At 52.8% G+C, this 21787-nt stretch carries 1 protein-coding gene; it reads left to right on the top strand.

Annotated elements, in window-relative coordinates; all coding sequences use genetic code 11:
• Positions 1–54 precede the first annotated feature (54 nt).
• Positions 55–21672 carry a hypothetical protein gene (locus QET93_RS09490; protein ID WP_280132225.1) on the top strand — a complete coding sequence of 7206 codons (21618 nt, stop codon included), beginning with the start codon at positions 55–57 and terminating at the stop codon, positions 21670–21672.
• Positions 21673–21787 lie beyond the last annotated feature (115 nt).

Below are 21787 nucleotides of genomic sequence, written 5' to 3'. Positions count from 1 at the left end.
AAGATTTCCGCAAGTGAAGGGGGAGTCAATACATTGGAGAGCCTGGCCTTGACTGTGAACAGGGATCTGCTTGTCGAGAACGGTCATATTTCCTCCAAGACGATGACCTTGGACGCAAACCTGGCCGTCACCAACGGTCAATTGTCGATTGAAGATAAGACGGTTCTTCGGGGTAATCTGTCGTTGACCGGTTTTTCAGGTAAGAATACTCTTGGAGAAATCGAGCTCAATACGGCTATACTGACTTTGTCCGGGAATGGGACGGATCCCGATACGATCCTGACTGTGTCCGGAAATGTCGTGGGTACTTACGAAGTTTCCGGAGAAATCAATCTTACAAACGTGATGTTGCAAGGTGATGTCGCTTTGACAAACGACATCTTGTCCGTTAGCAATTCCGCTGTCTTGGCGGGAGGTTCCGTGACGATGCAAGGGGGTGAATTGAATATCGAGGGCACGAACAGATTTGGGCAATTGATACTTGCCAGCTCTGTCAAGAGTGGTTTGGAAACCGGAGGAGTGACGATTAATGGTTCCGGTAATTCTTCCATTCTGGAGGCATCGACGACATCGATTATTTCCGGAACGCAGACGATTGATTGCAACGTTACTCTAAAAACGGATTTAACGTTGCAGAACGGAGCGATATTGGATCTTGCCGGTAAAATAGCCGCCTCTGACGAGTACGGCGCGGACATCAGAGGGAATTTGACCGTTCAAAACGGCGTAGTGACTTTGAAGAGCGGTTCTTCCGTGCAAGGCAACTTGGAATTGCAGGCCGGGACGGTTAACATGTACGACAGTTCCGTAGGGCAAACCGTTGTGTTTTCCGGAAATCTCGGAGTGAACCGTGAGTTGAATGTGTACGGCGATGCTACGGTCTCTTCCATGAATGTGGTTTCCGATGCGTTGGTTAATATTGCTGAAAACCATTCCCTGGTTGTTTCCGGAGCCATTGGGCCTGCGGCTGAAGGATCTGTGCCTGGAGCTTTGACCAAGTTTGGTAAAGGTGCCATGATTGTGGAGGGAGGCGGTAGCATGGGGAGTCTCCTGGTAGCGGACGGTACATTTGAGACGCAAACGACTGGAGGATCATCTGGGGTCTTATTTAAGGGAAGCGTGACGGCGGACGGTGAGAATTCCCTCATTCAATTGTCAGACAGTGAAGTGCAGGGAACTCTTGCCGCTCAGAACAGTGGTAAGATTGTCATGAATGGCGGCACGTTCAACAACGGCCTTCAACTCATGTCTCTCGGCAGTGCCGAGTTGAACAATGTCAATCTTGATAACTCGAAGCCGACTGAGTCTATTGCCGTGGCGAAGGGATCGATATTAACGCTGAATAATTCAAAGATCAATTATGTCGGCAGTTTCACAACTTCAGGTATTTTGAATATGAAATCCACGGAGTTGTGGGCCAGGAACGGAGACATTAAACTGCTGGGTGAGGAGAATGTGAGCCATATTGAGGATAGTACGCTCCAGGCTTCTTCCCTAATGGTCGGTCACATCGCTACCCATGTGTATATGACGGATTCCGTTTTCGCTATTTCCGGGACATCCGAAGTCCGCGGTAATTTACACCTGTTTGCGACGGAGAATGATATCGATTTAGGTTCCATGGGCGATATCGTGATTTACAACGGTGCCAATATGACCGTGGGGGTGGATTACGGGCTTGACGAGGAAATGCACTATTCTACGGGAACGTTCATCCTGAGAGGCAATGTAACATTGGCGGACAATGCCGATGCCAACACTTTTGAGATGAAGAATGGTGTCCTTACGGGCAAAGTTCTTGTGGAAGGATCTTCCAACATTTTCTCTATGACCGACGCGACTATCGACGGTTCCCTGACGGTGGAAGGCGGTACATTGACATTTGACGGGCAACAGAACACGGTGACTGGCAAGGCTACTTTGGGAGCAGATTCGGAGATTCATGCCGGTACGATTTTCACTGCACAGGAAACCCATTTGTCGGATAATCTTCTGACGATTGAAGGTTCCCTGAATTCCGAACTGTATCTGGAAGGCGGCAATGCCTTGTTGAAAGGTGATGTCGCTAGCCTTGAGAAGGATATCAATATTGCTTCGGGTACATTCACGTATCAAGGAACCGGGAAATCGATGCCTGCCGGCAGGTTGACCAATATTACCTTTACTTCCTATCTGTCTTCCGATCGTAATCTGGATATTCACGAGAACTGGGCGATCGGCAATCTGGCTCTTAATGCAAGCGGACAGATTAATTTGGGAGAAGAGAACATTTCTTCTTCTCCGGTATTGAATGTGAAGGGCGTGCTGTCCGGCAGTTCCAATCTGACTGTGACGGGAACGGGTGATGTCCATTTGGAAAAGTCCGGTACTCATACAGGAGATATCCATTATGAAGCACTTGGTGAACTCCATCTGGATACCGATTATGCTATTGGTACGGTCGGAACATTATACATTGGCAGTTACGGAACAACGACGGATGATGTGCATGCTTTTGTCACGGGCGTCCAATCCAAGAACGTTGTGGCGACGCATATCAAATTGACGACAGAAGGAGATGCTACCTGGGCCGGGACTATTTACCAGGATTCTCTGACCAAGGACGGTCAATTCGATCTGACCATTGCCAACCGCAGTTCCACAATCGGCTCGCTGACCGTGGAGGAAGGAAATCTGTTCAGTCAGGGCAGTAACCGGTTTGTCGATCTGATCGCGAGGAATAAGGCCGGAGCTGCCCTGTCCGCATCCATCACCTTGAACCAGGGAGATACCGTTAACGGAAATTTGGAAACAGGTACCGGAGCCACGATTAACTTAAACGGTTTGACGACAAACATCAAGAAGGTTGCCAATGAGGGAACCCTGAATTTGTCAGACGGCTCCAACATCCTTGTAGGAGAATCTTTTGTATCGTCCGGAGAGGTCTCTTTGAATAATGCAACTTTACGCATCACCGATACCGTGTCGGTGACGGGGAACGGTTCTATTCATGCGAGTGAACTCAATAAGTCTTCTTCATTCCAGACAAGCAGTTTGATGATCTCGGGCGGAGGTCTCGACTTCTCGAACGGTATCAATACGGTTAATGTGAATGAGGATATGACTGTTTCCGGAGGCAGTTCAATGGTCCAGGGTGTTCTTCTTGTGGGAAATACTCTTGGCATGACGGGAGATGGGAAATTAACCCTCCAGCCCGTAGGTGATACGTCCAGCTATCTGGGGGATGTGTCCATGAGTGGAAAGAGCGTCTTTACTGTCGGAAATACGGTAAATCCCAGTACCCAGACTGTCCGGGCGGAGTCGGTTTCCATTGAGGAAAACGCCTCCCTGGTTTTGAACAATATCAACTTGAATATTAATGGCGGACTTGGGAACTTGACGATGACGGGAAACAGCGATGCAGATCAACCTTCCTCGCTGGTTACATTTAACAATGTCCGCTTGGAAGGCAATATTGCCGTATCGGCCGCCAATGCCGTCGAATTGTCCAACTCCGTCTATGTGACGGGCAATCTCGATTTTCTGGATGCTTCGAGTTCATTGACTTTGTCCGGTCAAGGGGACATTTCTTTCCAGGGGCAGGTAGAACTTGGTGCCGGTCATAAGCTGGTGGTTCAATCTCCGACCGGCTTGAAGGCTGCAGGTTTGAATATGACCGCCGGCGCTGAGGCTGCCGTGTACGGTTCGATCGGAATTTCCGGCATATCCGGTCTGTCGGGGGCGGTTCTGACGCTGGAAGACCGCTTGACAGGAACGTCCGTCCAGAACTTCGGTTCCTTGGGAACATTAACTCTTTCCGAGGGTTCCACGATGACAGCATCCGGCCGCGACATTGCCCACAAGGCTCTCCTGGCCGGGAATATGACGCTGGACGATAATTCTTATACATCGGCAAGCAATACGTTATTGTTGAAGAATCTCATTCTTGACGGCAATGTATCGATGTCCGGAGAGTCTGCTTTGAATACGCTGTCCATGGAGGACACGACACTACTGGGGGATTTGACCCTGTACGGCGGTACATTCAATTCCAAAGGCAGTAATAGCGTCAAGACAGCTACGATTGGCGGCAAGACTGTTGTCCGGATTCTGGACGGAGCCTTGACGGCAGATAATATCCGCCTTGTCGACGATGCGTCGATGACGATTTCATCCCAGTTGGACTCCGGATTGATTCTGGACGGCACAGGTGTTGTTGTGACAATGGATTCCCCTGATTATATGGGAGATACGATGCCTTCTCCGGGATTTGCCCTGACTGGCAATTTAACGGTCAATGCCGGGGAATTCGTGTACAAGGCAGGTGCCGTAGCCGGGCGAATTACCATGAACGGAGCCGTAGCCGACGAAGCAAGGATCAGTGTTGTGAACGACTGTTCGACAAGCATCAACAATATCCTTTCCATGAGCAACTTCGGAACAATCAGCGTCGTTGGTGGAAAGACGCTGACGATGAACGGAAGCGTGATCAACAAGGGAACTCTGAGATTGATTGGAGAAGGAAACTTCGAGTTTACGGCAAGCGGTACTCATGCTGGCGAAGTAGAATATAATGGAACGGGGGTATTGACTCTCTCCGGGGAAAACGCTTTGGGGAATAGTGGACGATTGACTCTGACCCAGGCGGACGGATTACCCGGTCATATCGGTACAGCCCGTCTGGACGTGAGAGCTAACCAAGGCAAGGATCTGATGTCCGAATATACCCGGGTTGAGATGACTGCTTTTACGGTAGGAAACGATCCGGTTGTTTGGAGCGGCATCATGAACCTGACTGAACTGACATTGAGCAATGTTGGGGACAAACGCAGCAATATGACTCTTGCCTCCTCCAATTCGTTTATCGGAACATTGAGGCTCAACAAGAGTACGTTCAAGAGTAACGGCTCCAACAAATTCGGCAATATCGACTTGTCCGATTCCGGTGAGTTGTATCTTTCCGCCGGGGATGAAATCAACGGTGTGATGACGTCGGACTCGTCGACCATTACGCTGGATGGCGTGACGGCGCATAATATCCTGGGCCTGACGAACAAGGGGACTCTCAATCTGATTAACAGTACTTCCATTACTGTTGCGGGGGATATGGAATCCTCGGGGATTCTCAACATGGATTCCAGTTCTCTGGCTGTCAACCGCCTGACAACTCTCGGCACGACTTCGTTGAAGGACTCCGTACTCAGCGGCAAGATGAGCGTCGAGGTCAAAGGAACGGTGGCGACGACCTCGGATAATGTAGAATCGCAGCTTGTGGCCGGCATCTTGAATGTCAGCGCAGGCGGACAATTGTTGTTTGAAGAAAATTCCGGGCTTGCCAACGTGACGGTAACCGGAGATTTCATGATGGCCGAGGATTCTCGGGATTCCGTGATTACGGGAAATCTCAACGTGGGTGGAAAACTGCTGATGAACGGAGGCAATCTGGATCTGCATCTTGCCGGCGAAAAATCGAGCTCCATCGGAACGGTGTCGATCCAGAAGGGTAATTTGTCGATCTCGGCTCCCGGCAGCGACGGACCGAGGAACGTATCCGCTTCTGCCATTACGGTCGATCATGAAGATTCCTATCTTGATCTTACCAACGTCAATTTGAATCTGAACGAAGGGAATGGGACTCTCTTGCTGAACGGCGGTACCGATCCCCAAAAATCCTATGAACAGCTCCGCCTGAACAATAGCCTCGTAACCGGCAACGTGACGATCCTTGACCGAAATTCCGCCCAAGTATCGTCATCTGCGGCCATTACGGGAACGATGACGGTGAATGGAAATTTGGAGGTGAACGGTTCGGGTACTCTGACTCTTGGCAACCTGGCTATAGTCGGTGTCGATGCCGATGCTGCAGCCATGGCATGGGACGGAGGAGAACTGCTCGTGAACGGGGAAACGTCCCTGTCGTACGGCAGTCTTTCCCTGACCTCTGAGAAAGATTCTCTTGGCAGGCTTGGGGCAGTGGCGATGAGCGACGGCTCTTCCCTGACTCTTCAGGGTAAATCTGCGGATGCTGCTTCCAGGTCCAATTTGGGCGGCTCGATTACGCTTGAAAGATCCGGAGGCAATACTCTGGCATTTTCGCATGTGAAGTTGGCGGGTAATGTCACGGTGGAAAACGCCGGTAAGGACAATCCCAATCAATTCACCATGGAAGATTCCGACATTGCCGGGAAGCTGACCATGAATGGAGGCATCTTCAACGTCACGGGAACGATGAATACGGCGACGGAAGCTTCCATCAGCGGCGATACGCAGATGACAGTGCTGGACGGCAGTATCTTCAAGTCCCTGACGACGACCGTCAATGCCGATGCCGTGCTGAACATTTACGGAACGATGGAGGGCAGCGTTCGTATCTCTGGAGGTTCAGTCAATATGGGGAATGATCGGGATGCCGGAACCCTGACGGGTGATCTGATGATCAGCGAAGGCATTTTCCATTATGTCCGGGGATCTGTGGGAGGCAGTCTGGTTCTTTCCGGCACTTCCGGGAATTCTCCGGCACAGATGAATGTCGAAGGTATCTGGAATGCCGACAATCATCTGGAAATGCTGGGGTACGGGCAAATCTCCATTGAGAAGGAAGGAGCCTTCAACCTGGCGGGCGATTTGTCCGGAAACGGCGTCCTGACGGTGACTGGCGAAGGAACTATGTCCTTGGGGGCCTCCGGTACGCATGAAACCGATATCAGGTACAGTGCCGGCATGTTGACTTTGACGTCGACAAACGCTCTCGGATCCAAGGGAACTCTGGCGTTCCAGAACTCCGATGCATCAATGACGATTGGTCGTCAGAGTGTATCCGGCACGATTGAGCAATCCAAGAATATGACGGGCGACATTCTGAATGTCGTGACACTGCAGGATTCCGCATGGCTCGGGACCGTCAGTCTGGGTACGTTCAATAAATCGGGAGACAAGTCGTTTACTTTGGCAGGCAACGGTTCTTCCCTCGGTAATGTCCATGTATCGGGCGGTTCGCTCATCAGTAACGGCGCCAATATATTGACGAATCTGGATGCGGAAAATGGGAGTATTGTTGTCAATACGGGCGGTTCGGTCAATGGTACCGTGACGACTGCCACTGATGGGGAAATCTTCCTGAATGGCGTGGTTTCCTCCATTGTCTCTCTGGTGAAGAGTATCGATAATGCCGGGGCTCTGACTTTGTCCGGCAAGACGGCTTTGATCGTTTCCGGCTCTGGAGACGATGCTGCTTCCCTGGTGTCGACGGGGACGCTGACGGTCAAGGATAGTTCCCTGACTGTGGAAAACGGGGGGGAAAATGATGCTTCCCTGGCGGAAACATTCCTGGGCAATGCCACGATTGCCTTGGAAGGCAATCTCAAGGTTCAAGGAACCGTGGCTTCAAGCGTCGGCAATACGACATCGTTGCTGCAGGCGGCGGATTTGACCATCTCGGGTGCGGGTGCTCTGAATCTGAAAGAAGGAGTGAACAATGTGTCCTTATCCGGGCAGTTTATTCAAGAAGCCGGAGAATCGCATGTCTACGGAAGCATTGTCAGTTCCTCCGGAATGTTCATTGATTTGGGGACGACCTTGAATTTGAGGGCTATAGGCCCGGTTGAGTCCGACTTGGGAGATGTGTTTGTCAACGGAGTCTTGTCGATCGGAACCAATGGTTCTTCCATGCGGAAAGTGTCCGCTGCCATAATGGAAATTTACGATTCCGGAGAGAGCGACGAGGGCGGAAGATTGGACCTTTCCAACATCAATCTCGAAATGGATGGAGGAGAAGGAACCCTTCTCCTGGTGAATGATTCGGATGATATGCGTGAATTGGCGCATTTCAGCGGTTTTTCCATGCTTACCGGTTCACTGGGAGTGTCCGGAGGGAACCAGCTGTATATAGACGACTCTTTTTCCGTGACCGGGGACATGATGGTATCCTATGGGGGATTGGATTTGACCGGAGGAGGAACATTGTCTGTGAAGGGCAATACCTTGTTGAGTGACGATGCCTTTATCCTGGTGGATAAGCGTACGACCTTTGCTACCGGCAGTCTTGATATGGACGCTGATACGGAGTTGACTGTTTATGGCAGACTGGGTGTTTCGGGAGATATGACGGTTGCTTCCTCGCAGGTTGTCTTGGAAACATCGGAGGCGGGGCATGATTTCGGTTCTGTCGGCAATACTCTTGTATTGGAAGGATCGGGCTTGAGTGCGACGGGATTATCCTCTGCCGACAAGGCTCTTCTTGCCGGCAAACTGACGATTTCCGGCGGTTCGACGCTGACTTTGACCAATATCCTTCATACGGGAGACATCACCATCACCGACGATGAGGGCAGCCGTTTCGATATGACGGATTCTTCCATTTTCGGCATGCTTGACGTGGCCGGCGGAACGATGACGTTGACGGGTACCAACTACGCCCGCGAAGCTTCCGTCAGCAACAATGCTTTTGTCTCCGTCAATAACGGTGCTTCCCTCCAGGTGGATACGACGGTGGTGAAGCCGACGGGGCATCTGGATGTCCTGGGGACGCTCCATGGAGCTCTCCTGCTGGAAGGAGGTTCTGCAACGGTGTCCGCTGGCGGTACCATCACCAACTGGGTGAAGGTGAGCAGCGGCGAATTGCTCCTGAATGGAACCAATGAGAATCCTCTGGCCAATGGATTGATCTTCAATGGCACGGAAGCCGATGGCTCCGCACATGTGATTGTTGACCGTAAGTGGGAGATGGGCAGCAGCCTGACGATGTCGGGCTTCGGCACCTTGTCGCTGAATAACGATATGGTGCTCAACGGCGCGTTGATAGGCGCTGGACGCCTCGATATCGATGGTTCGGGAACGATGTCCTTCAACAATCAGGCGGAAAGCGTCTTCTCCGGCGACATCTATTACAGTGCCGGTGATTTGGTGCTGGGGCACAAGAATGCAGTCGGTACGTCCGGACTTCTTTCCCTCTCCGGCGACAATGTCAACATGTCCGTGAAGGACGATCAGGGCAAAAACCTTGCCGGGACGAACGTGACGATGATGACGGATGGCTCTGTGACTTGGGGGGGACAGGTGATTCTTGATTCCCTGACGGTCAAGGGCGATGGATTGACTCTGGCGGCTCGCCAGTCCGACATCGGCAATTTGCAGCTCGTGGACACCACCTTTGTCAGCAAGGGCTCCAACTCGTTTGGCGGCGTGACTGTAGGCGCAAACTCGGATGCGGCCTTCAATCTGGGCGACTCCCTGACGGGGTTACTGGATGTTGCCTCAACGGCTTCCGCGACCTTCAATAATGTAGAAGGCACCTTGCAGCGGGTTTCCAATGCAGGGACCGTGACAATTGGTTCGAATTCCGGACTGGTTGTTTCCGGGAACTTTGATTCGACGGGGGATCTTGTCCTCTCCGGCAACAGTTCCCTGCAGGTCAATGGCGATATCAACCTGGCCCGGACGACATTGACCGATGGTCGATTGACGGCGAATGGCAAACTGACGATTTCCGACGAATTTCTGGTAGGTGCCGGCAACAAAACTTCGTCTATTACGGCGAGCAGTCTTGAAATTGCCAATGACGGTTCTCTGATGATGCAAGAGGGCATCAATTCCATTGCTGTTTCCGGCAACTTCACGATGTCGGGCGGCAAGGCGGAGATTTTGGGATACATGACGGTTGGAGGTGACACCATACTCAATGCCGGAACATTGACGCTGAGTTCGACGGCTTCGACGCTTTCTTCTCTCGGTGCCATTCTGGCGCAGGGCGGAGATTTGAACCTCATTGGCAATGGTACCCACCGCATGGTCAACGCTCTGTCCGTGTCGGTTTCCAATGGTTCTCAAGTGGTGTTGGATAACACGGAATTGAAATTGTCCATGGGCGACGGCACGTTGACGCTGAATAATGGTTCGTTGAGTTTTGTCGACAACAGCGTCCTTGGAGGGCACCTTCTGGCTAATGGCGATGATATTGCCGTGACATTTGACGACAAGGCCACGATCCAGGGCAACCTGCAGGTAACCGGCGACAGCAAGTTGTCCATGACCGGGCAGGGTGCTCAATCGCTGGTAATGGTTGGCGCCAATCTCCAGGTTGATGCAGGCTCTGCCGCAAACATCAACAAGCTCAACCTGACCGTCAATGGTTCTGCGACTGTGGCCGGATCATTGACTCTGGCGGCAGAAGGCATGGAGGGCTTCAACTTCGGCAGGATCAACAAGCTTGAGGTTGTCGATGGCGGTTCCTTCTCGCTCATAGGGGCGGATGGAGTCCAGTCCTATTTCAAGTCCGATATTGCGCTGACCAGTCCGAATTCTACGGCTGCGGATGATGGTTCCGATGTTATCCTTGGCAATGTGATTCTTGAAGGCAATATTTCCGTATCAGCCGATTACAATCACCTGACCTTGACGAACACCACGGTTCAGAAGAATGTGACGCTGGCTGGTACCAATAACGTATTCGACATGACGGGATCCAGCATCAACGGCATGCTCGACATCTCTGGCGGCACATTGAACCTCTCAGGAACGAACTACGCCAAGTCCGCCGCTATCAGCGGCAACGATACCGTGGTGAATGTCGGCGAGAAGGCTGTTCTTGAAGTCGACACGACAGTTGTCAAACCGAAGGGGCACCTCAATGTGGCAGGTATTCTCAATGGTGCCCTGTTGCTGGATGGAGGCAGCGCAACGCTGACGGGTATGGATGCCCTGATTTCGAAGGATGTGACAGTTACCAGCGGTTCTCTTGAACTGACTGGGACGAAGCTCAATTCCCCGATCGGAGGCAATTTGTACCTCAACGGCTCTTCCGTATCTTCTGCGAAGGTTACGCTGAACAGTGCCTGGGTGTTTGATCACAATATCGTCATGGATGGCAATGGATCCTTGATCCTGAATGATTCCCTGGTGCTCAACGGCATCTTGACCGGCAGTGGCCAGTTGAATGTCTCCGGCACCGGCGGCCTGAGCTTGATGACGGCAGCATCTGATTCGGCGGATCAATACCAGGGCGATATCTATTACAGCAGTACGGGTGATCTGACTCTGGGTGCCTCCAATGTCATTGGTTCCACCGGACTTCTTTCCTTGTCAGTCAAGGATCTCAACATGTTTGTGACGGGAGACCAGGGTAAAAACCTGATCGGCAGAAACGTCCATATGACGACGGCCGATTCCCTGACATGGAGCGGACAGGTGTCCCTGGACAAACTGGAGCTTTCCGGCGAAGGGTTGACGCTTGGCGCCCGTTCATCGAATATTGGCACGCTGATTGCCAACGAAGGGGACTTCTTGAGTCTGGGGTCCAACACCTTCGGCAATGTGACGCTCACGGGGACGAGCTCGGCGAACTTCACCCAGGGGGATCGCATCACGGGAGTGCTTGATATTGACAGCGAAGCTTCCGCGGTCTTTAACTATGTGGAAAGCTCTTTGCAAACGATCACGAACGCAGGTTCGCTGACGATTGGACCGAACTCGCTGATTACCGTTTCCACGTCCTTTACATCGACGGGAGACTTGCTTCTGAAGGATACCAGTACACTGACGGTCAATGGTCAACTTGCCATGTCCCGTGCGACGTTGCATAACAGCCGACTGCAGGCGAATGGCAAACTGACGATTTCCGGAGATGTGAAGGTTGCCGACGATAATGAAAACTCCTCCATCGCGGCGGATTCACTTGAAATCACGACTGGAGGTTCCTTGGCGATGAATACCGGGCTGAACACCGTCAATGTGGCGGGCAACCTCCTGATGTCCGACGGCACGGCCGATATTTCCGGCGTGTTGACGGTCGGCGGCAATACCTTGCTGACATCGGGCTCACTGAATCTGACCTCGACATCATCGACAATTTCCTCTCTGGGTTCCATCGTGGCCCAGGGTGGCAGGTTGAACCTGATCGGCAGTGAAACGCACCGCATCGTCAACGCTTTGTCGGCGACGATTGGGAATGGCTCCACGATTGCTCTGGATAACACGGAACTTCTCCTTTCCTCCGGGAATGGTACGTTGACCTTGAACAACGGCACCTTGAGTTTTGCGAACGACAGCGTCCTCGGTGGCAACCTGCTGGCTCAAGGAGAAGACATGTTCGTGACGTTCACCGACACGGCGACGATCCGGGGCAATGTAAGAATTGCCGGCAATAGCACGCTGGAATTGTCCGGTACGGGCACCGGGTCCATGATGACCCTCGGCAGCAATATGATGGTCGAACAAGGCTCCGCCTCCATCGTGAACAATCTTGCTTTGAATGTTAACGGCACCGTGACCGTGAATGGCAGTATGGAGTTGAAGACCGATGTTGCGGGTGGATTCGACTTTGGTCGTATCAACCAGATCGATGTGGCGAATGGTGGCTCCTTCTCCTTTGATGGCGCGGACGGTACGCAATCCCGACTGAAGGCGGATATTGCGCTGTCCAGCCCGGATTCTGTCTCGCAGGATGATGGTTCCATTCTGAGCCTCAAGAATATGACGCTCGACGGAAGCATCTCTGTTTCTGCCGACTACAACCGCCTGACTCTGATCAATTCAGAAGTCAGTAAGAACGTGACGCTTGCCGGTACGACAAACGTATTCGACATGACCGATTCTCGCGTCATGGGATTGCTCGACATTGCCGGCGGCACCTTGAACCTCGATGGCACAAACTATGCCAAGTCCGCTTCCATCAGTGGCGACAGCACTACGGTCAATATCGGCACCAATGCCACGCTTGCAGTGGATACGCTGGTTGTCAAACCCAAGGGTCACTTGGGAGTGGCAGGCATCCTGGATGGTGCCCTGTTGCTGGATGGCGGCAGTGCGACCCTGACAGGCGCGAATGCGCAGGTCTCGAAGGATGTGACGATTACGAGCGGCATTCTTACTCTGGACGCAAGCGTAGGAGATACACCTCTCGGTGGCGACCTGCACTTCAACGGTGCCCAGGTATCTTCCGCTAAGGCTTCCATCAATAACGCATGGGTCTTCGGTGGCGATGTCGTCATGGATGGCAACGGCACGTTGACTCTGGGCAATGCGATGACCATGAATGGCATCCTGACGGGCAAGGGACAGTTGAATGTCACTGGCACAGGGGCATTGACTCTGAACAAGGCGGCTGATTCCTCCGTGGATCAGTTCTCGGGAGACATGATCTATGGCAGCACGGGAGATTTAACTTTAGGTGCCTCCAATGTCCTCGGTACGAGTGGGCTTCTGACTCTGTCGGCTTCCGGCGTCAACATGTTTGTGACGGGCAACCAGAGTAAGAGTATGAGCGGCCATGACGTTGTCATGACAGTTCGCGATGGTGCCATCAGCTGGAACGGACAGATGACGCTGGATTCCCTGACGGTCTCCGGCGATGGGTTGACTCTGGCTGCGCGCCAGTCGAACATCGGTTCGCTGGTTCTGAACGGCGGCAACTTCGACAGCAAGGGGTCCAATAGCTTTGGCAATGTCACGGTGAACGCGGACAATGCGTCCTTCTACCATGGGGATTCCATCTCGGGCACCCTCACCATTGCCCAGCTTGCTACGACGGTATTCGACCAGGTAGAAAGCACCTTGCAACAGATTCAGAATGAAGGGAATCTGACGATAGGAGGCAACTCCGCAATCATCGTCACGAAGAGTTTTGACTCGACGGGAGATCTGCTTCTAACAGGTAATAGCGCGCTGACGGTCAACGGCAAGGTCAGTCTTACGCAAACGACGCTGGAAAACAGTAGCTTGACGGCAAATGGCCTCATGACGGTTTCTGGCAAGGTTCAAGTCTCGGCTGACAACACGGCTTCGTCCATCGTAGCCTCCAGCCTCGACATTGCACCCAGCGGTTCGTTGATGTTGGACACCGGCATTAACTCCGTGAAGGTGGCGGGCAATTTCCTGATGTCGGGCGGTACCGCCAGCATCACGGGATTGCTTACCGTGGGCAGCGATACGGTGTTGAACGGCGGAACGCTGACGCTGACCGCAGCTTCTTCGACGATTTCTTCCCTCGGTACTGTGATGGCCCAGGGCGGAGATTTGAACCTCGTGGGTGTTGCCGGAACGCAGCGCCTGATGAATGCCTTGTCCGTTGATATCTCCAAGGGCTCCCATGTGACCCTTGACAATGCGGAACTGAAACTCTCGCAGGGTGACGGTACGCTCAACCTGAAGAATGGCCGCCTCAGCTTCACGAACAACAGCATCCTCGGCGGCAATCTTCTGGCCAATGGACAGGATATTGCGTTGGACTTCACCGATACGGCCGCAATTCAAGGCAATGTGAAAATTGCGGGCGATAGCACCCTGAGCCTGACGGGACAGGGAGTTGGTTCTCTCGTGACGATCCAGGGCAGCGTTGTTGTCGAACAGGGTTCCTCATCTCTCATTGACAAACTCTCGCTGGATGTCGGCGGCACAACGACTGTTTCCGGAACCATGAATCTGGGTGCGGCTGGCCTGGCTGGCTTCGACTTCGGACGCATGAACCATGTCGATGTGATTGATGGCGGTTCCTTCAAGCTCGTTGGCGCGGACGGCACGGCCTCCCGCCTGAAAGCGGACTTTGCACTGAGCAGCCCGAATTCAACGGCATTGAACAATGGCTCTACGCTGGAACTCGGCAACATGATCCTCGATGGCAGCATTTCCGTTTCGGCTGATTACAACCACCTGATCCTGACGGATACCACGGTTCAGAAGAATGTGACGCTTGCCGGTACCACAAATGTGTTCGACATGACGGATTCCAGCATCAACGGTCTGCTCGATATCTCAGGCGGTACCCTGAATCTCAACGGGAGGAACTATGCCAAGTCCGCCGCTATCAGCGGCAATGATACCGAGGTGAACATCGGCAAGGACGCCGTCCTTGAAGTCGATACGACCGTCGTCAAACCGAAGGGTCAGCTAAACGTGGAAGGACTCCTCGATGGCGCCCTTCTGCTGGATGGCGGCAGCGCGACGCTGACGGGCATGAATGCCCTGGTCTCGAAGGATGTGACAATCACGAGCGGCTTGTTGACTTTGACGGATACGAAGACCAATTCCCCGATTGGTGGCGATCTGCACTTCAACGGCACCTCGGTTTCCGCCGCAAAGGCGGCGGTGAACAGCATATGGGCATTCGACAACGATGTTGTGATGGATGGCAACGGTTCTCTGATGCTGAACGAATCGATGACCTTGAATGGCATCCTGACGGGCAAGGGACAGTTGAATATCTCCGGTTCCGGCAGCCTGACTCTGGCGACGGCGGCAGCATTGAAGGATCAGTTCACAGGTAATATCGACTATAGCGCCGGTGATTTGATACTGGGAGCATCCGATGTCCTCGGTACCATTGGTTCACTGAATCTTGCCTCCTCGTCCACCGTCAACATGTTTGTCACGGGCACTCACAGCAAGGAATTGCTCGGCAACAGTGTCGCGATGACGACGAATGACAATGTTGACTGGAAGGGACACATCAACCTGACATCGCTCACGGTGGAGGGCTCCGGCCTTAGCATCGACAACAGGAATTCCTCCATCGATTCACTAACCGTCAACTCCGGAGGATTTGCCAGCGCAGGCGGCAATACCTTCGGCGAGGTGACTGCCAAGGCCAATGCCATCTTTAACGCAGGCGACAAGCTGACCAGTTCCCTAGCTGTTTTTGGCACCGCGACGCAAGTTGACCTGAACAACGTAACGGCTTCCCTGAAGTCCGTGACCAATGAAGGCACTCTCAATTTGAAGGATTACTCGGCAGTCAATGTTTCCGGAACGATGAATTCCACGGGAACCTTGAATGTGATCGACAGCTCGCTGAATGTAGCAGGAGGCAACCTTACTCTCGTCCAGGCGAATCTGATCAATGGCGATATCACCGTGGCCCAGGAATTGGTCCTGACCGGCACCGTTCAGGTGAGCGATCTGCCCGGCAATGCGAATGTCGCATCTTCCGTCAGCGTAGGTTCGCTCCAGGTTGAGGGAGGTCATCTCATTCTCGACAAGGGAATTAATGCCCTGAACGCGACTGATACCTTTACACTCAGTCAGGGAACGGTAACAGTACGCGGCAGTATGGGCATCGGCACTTCGACGACGGTTTCCGGCGGCACTCTGTCCCTGATCATTGCCGGCAATACGGTTTCCAGCCTCGGCAAGGCGGTTGTCAATGGCGGTACGGTGAACCTGACGGGCAGTGACCTCGACCATAGGGCGGTGTCAGCCGGTTCCCTGACGATGAACAACAGTGCCGAAGTGAATTTGGACAATGTCTTCCTGTCTCTCGATTCCGGCAACGGTGTTCTGTCACTCAACGGCGGTACGTTGAACTTCAGGAACGGAAGCGTCCTGCATGGCAACATGGCGGTGAACGGCTCCAATTCCCTGAGTTTTGAAGACACTGCTCAAATTACGGGCAATGTCGATGTTGTTGGAACCAAGGGAGCGCCGACCGAGCTTGTCGTTACAGGTGGTATCGGTTCTTCTCTGAAGATCGGCGGAGATGTGAAGATATCCAGTGATTCCGACATGATTGTTGACGATCTTCTTCTGGATATCCAGGGCAGGACGACGGTTAGCGGTCATCTGACGGTGCAGGTCAACGACCTTGCCAGAGGAACTGTTGGCGTGGCTTCGGATTCCTTCATTAACATCGGCACGGTGGAAATCCGCGACAATGGACATGTTGATCTGCTGGGATCCCATTTGGGTTCCCTCACGCTTGAAGATGGATCGACCTTTACCGGTTCCGGCTTCAAGGGCAGCATCACGATGGTCAACCAGGGAGTAGGAGTGTCCAACTCTTTGAACATGGATCATGTTTACCTGCTGGGTGACGTGACGATGGCCAAGGGCGGAGATGACAACAGCTTCCTTATGACGGATTCCCACATTGAGGGGGATCTGATTATGGAAGCGGGTGATTTGACGCTGACGGGCACCAACTTCGCCAAGAATGCCTACATTTCCAGCAAGGCCGATCTCATTGGAGACACGGATTCATTCGAAGTGAAGAACACGATTGTGAAGGAGGATGGTCATTTGACTATTGGCGGAGATTCCGGTACGTCGACGCTTAATGGCATCCTCTGGCTGGCGGATGGTGGACAGGCAACGTTGAACCTCGGCGGTGTCATCAAGAAGGATGTGACGATCGAAAACGGTTCTCTCCACTATTTCGGCGGCAAGGTTGAAGGCAACTTGAATATGAACGGAGACACGCGCGGCGTTGCGCGCATTGATCTCGGTACACACTGGAACAACGGTGATGAACTAAGTGTCCATAGCATCAATATGAAGTCCTATGGAGCGATTGCTCTTGCCGGCATGAATATGCGCGTTAATGGCGGGCAGGAGGCTGGAGATCCCATCCTGAAGGGAATTGGCCTGGCTGGTAGCGGCATTCTCGAAGTCTCGGGTGGCGGGACTTTGTCGCTGGATGCCTCCGGAACGCATACGGGAGATATCGACGTGAGTTCGTCCAGCTTGGTGTTGAACGCCGTCAATGCTCTTGGGACCCGTGGAACCTTGAATGCCAAAAACGTGATGATGATTGTCAACGAAGATCAGGACAAAAATATTGCCGGTTCGGATTTGACCATGGTGACATCCGGGACGAAGACCGTGAACTGGAACGGTGCGATTACTCTGGATCATCTTCTCGTGGATGGTGATTTAAACCTGGCTTCGTCCGGTTCCGTGATTGATTTCCTGGAATTGTCTTCCGGGGCATTTGCGAGTACCGGCAAGGGTGTTAATACCTTTGGCGATATCCTGGCACATGCCGGTTCTTCGGCTGTCTTCAACAAGACGGACCAGGTGGGAGGCAAAGTGCAGACGGAAGCCGTAACCGGGGATAGCAGTTCTCTCATCGTCTTTGACGGAACGCATACGAATGTGGCCAGTATTGACAACGCCGGAGAACTGGTGCTGAAGAACAATGCTGATATCTCCGTAACCGGCAATGTGGACGATACTGGCAGAATCGTTATGAATAACAGTAATCTTGCCGCTTCCGGCAATATGACTGTAACCGAGGTGACGACGGAAGGCGCCGGAAGCTCGAATATTGCCGCGGACAACCTGACTGTCAGTGGAAGCCTGACCATGGAATCCGGAACCAACCACGTTGATGTGAAGACCGAGATGAATGTTGACGGGGATGCAACCGTTAATGGCTCCATGACGGTCGGCGGCCAGTTGAATGTGAATCAGGGAGGTTCCCTGGATTTGTCTCTGAGTGATTCCACCAGCAATCTGGGTGATGTGTCCGTCAGCGGGGATTTGGCTATCTCCGGAGGAGAAACTCAGAAGAAGACAGTGCATGCCGACTCGATGACCGTCAACGGAGGAGGTTCTGCGGAACTCAACAATGTCAATTTGAACCTGACAGGCAATGGGAGCCTCGTGTTGGAAGGACTTTCCGACGATGAAATCGCATCGCTGGAGATGAATAGCAGCACGGTGATCGGAAATGTCATAACCAAGGGAGATTATACGGATCTGACGATGAGCAACTCCAGCATCATCGGCAATCTGGAAGTCAACGGAGGCTGGTTTACCATCGATGGCAGGAACCAGGTCAGCGGCAATGCCACGATCCAGGAAAATGCACATGTCGTCGTCAAGAAGGATTCCTCCCTGGAATCCGGCGTGATTTCACTGGCTCCGGATGGAGATCTGACTGTCAATGAAGGAGGCAGCCTCGGCAATAGTTCCATTTCCTTTGGTGGGGAAGATTCAGATGAATTCGGCGGTAACCGGACGGTTTCCTTCGAAGGAGACAACCAGAAACTCTCCGGCAATGTCATCGTCAACGCTGACGGTACTATCCAGGCGGGGACGGTTGACTCGGACGATGGCTCGGTAACGGAAGGTACGCTGACAATTAGCGGCGCCCTCGTCGGTACGGATCATACCCTCCATCTGGTGACGAATGGAGACAATAGCTCGATCAAGATTAACAGCAGCAATGACGGCTTCAGTTCCGATGTGGACTTGAGTGGACACCTCATCCTTTCTGCGAATAATGCTCTGGGCAAGGGCGGGGTGTTGATTGTTGGAGAAGACTCCACGGTGACGACAGATAATGGCCGTAACGGTTTCGGCTCCCTGGAGATCGGCAAGAATATTTCCGGTACTGTCCTGAACCTGGAAACGCTCAATAATACGACGCTTAGCGGTGATTTGGAAAACCTCGGATCTTTGAACAAGACAGGCTCCAAGGAACTCCTTCTCAATGGCGGCGGTACGATTATCGGTTCCTTCAATGTAATGGACGGTTCCGCCGTGGTCGACGGAGCGCATACCGTGTATGAAGTCGGTAATATCAATGTTGCTTCCGATACTTCGATGAAGTTCATCGGCGAAAGCACCGTCAAGGGTAACAGTGAAGATTCCCTGCTGACCAGTAGCGGTACCGTCTTCATTAAGAATGCAACTGTTGAACTGGATGTTCTGGTAAACGACGGTTCTCTGACGCTGGATGACAATGCTGAAGTCCTGGGCGACATGATTCTGAATAACGGCGAGTTGAACCTCTCCGGGACGGGATTGAAACTCGACGAAGGCGGCAGGATCATTCTGCAGTCCTCCGATACGATCGAAGAAGCCTCCCGTACAATGAACGTGAAACAGGATTTGACGCTGGGCGGTGCTTTAGTCGTCAATGCGGACGGGGTGTTGAATGTGTCCACGAACAGGAACCTGTATCTTGCCGGATCCCTTGAGGGCAATGCCGAACTGGCTTTGCAAGGCCGGGGCAAGGTTACGATTCAGAATAGCTCTGATCAATTCTCAGGCACTCTGTCCGTTGGCGACTATTCCACGCTTGTCGGTGAAACTTCCGGTGCGTTCGGCAATGCATCGTCGACCTTGAAGATTAGTGGGGAGAGGGCTGTCGTCACGACCGGCAAGGACGGTGCCGTCGACAGCGTTTCCTTTGAAGGTAAACTCGATTCCAATGGCAAGAACTTCGAAATGAAGACCTGGAACGATACGTACTGGAACGGGGTTCTTGCCGGTACCGGTACGATGAACAAGACGGGCGATGGCAGACTGGTGCTCGACAAGCGCACGAGTGACGACATCACCGATACGATGGATATCAATGTGAAGACCGGGGAATTGATTCTCGACCGCATGGTATCCGGTGACATTACGCTGAGTGGTGGCACTACCCTGTCCGGTCATTCCGGTACGACGGGTGCGGTGATTGCCAATGCCTATTCCTCGAAGGATGCCGTGATCGAAGTCGGTTCCGTCAACAACAAGGGCGAAATCACTACCTTGAACATGGGTTCTCTGACGATGGGTTCTTCCAGCCGTTACGTCGTGGACATCGACATCCTCGGTTCCAAATCCGACATGATTTCCGTGTCCGGGACGGCAACCTTGAATAATGCCACCGTAGAACTCCGCCAGGACTTCTACACGCTGGAACAGGAAAAGGTTGTCGCTGATAAGAGCCGGTGGACGATCCTGGAATCCGGCGACCTTGTCGGTTCCTTTAGCGGAAAGGTGGATCATGACCTCTATTACTACAATGTGGAGGTTGAACAGGTTGACAACCATGTCGATTTGGTGCTCCACCTCAACTACAAGGGGCAGAACATCTACAATATCAACAATGAAATTGTCAACAACGTCACAAATATTACCAATGTTCTGGAACATATCGAAGCCCTGAACCCTGATGGAGAAATGGGCAAGGTCATTGAAAATCTCAAGGATGTGAACGGCGAAGACAACATCAAGAACGCCTTGGAATCCATCGGCGGCCTCTGCCTGACTCCGCTGATGCAGACACAAATCGACAGGAATAACAACCACATGCGCATTATGCGCTCTGCAGTAGATAATACCTCCTGGAAGATGGCCACCAAGAATCCCAACATCCAGGTCTGGGCCCAGGCAACTGGTGATCATTCCGAATTGCATGGAGACGGCAATGGCTCCGGCTATAAGAGGGATGCCTGGGGAGGAACCGTTGGTGTGGAACGCGCTTTCCAGATGTACAAACTCCAGGCGGGCATGGCGTTCTCCTACGATTCGGAAGACTGGACGGCTATGGGCAACAAGAACCGTAACAATACCAGCTACCTCGACTTCTACGTCAGAAAAGACACGAAGCAATGGCACCACTACGGTTTGGTTGGCTTGAGCCAGACGGATATCGGCGCCGATCGTACGGTGGCCTTCGGCAATTACTACAATAAGGCTTTGGGCGACACGTCGGCATTTGCAACGTATGCCAGTTACGAAGCGGCCTACGATGCCCGCGTCCGGCAGGATTCCGTGTTCCAGCTGATCGGTCAGGTTCAGATCGGCTACCATACGATCGACGGCTACACGGAACATGGACCGATTGGCAATGCCGGGTTGAATATTGAAGGACAAAATGCCCTCTCCGTAGAACTGGGTGTCGGCGGTCGCTACTACGAGAGCTTTAGTTCGATCTTCGACGACGCTCCTGCTGCCCGGGTCGGTTTCAAGGCCTTGTTTACTTATGATGCTGCTGACCAGGGTGCGCCTACCCATGCCTCCTTTATCGCGGATCCGAGTACGAGCTACTTTATGAAGCCTGCCCGCGAATCCCGCTACGGCGGTTTGTTTGGCATCGACCTGACGATGCCGTACGACCAGAACGTGTCCTTCTACATGGGCGGCACATTCGAGGTGAAGAGCAGCGCCAATAATATAACAGGTAATATCGGCGTGGTTTACACGTTCTAACCTCAGGAAAGGGGGGAGGACTGGGGTCCTCCTCCTTCATCCCTGGGGGGAAATTCCGGACCGCAGTTTTCGCAAAGGAAACTGCGGTTTTATTTCGTTGAATCCCCTGTCTCCT

Origin of the sequence: Akkermansia sp. N21116, assembly GCF_029854705.2 — a bacterium.
GTDB lineage: Bacteria > Verrucomicrobiota > Verrucomicrobiia > Verrucomicrobiales > Akkermansiaceae > Akkermansia.
Note: the sequence above shows the minus strand (reverse complement) of the source record. Positions and strands in the feature narration are given on the sequence as shown.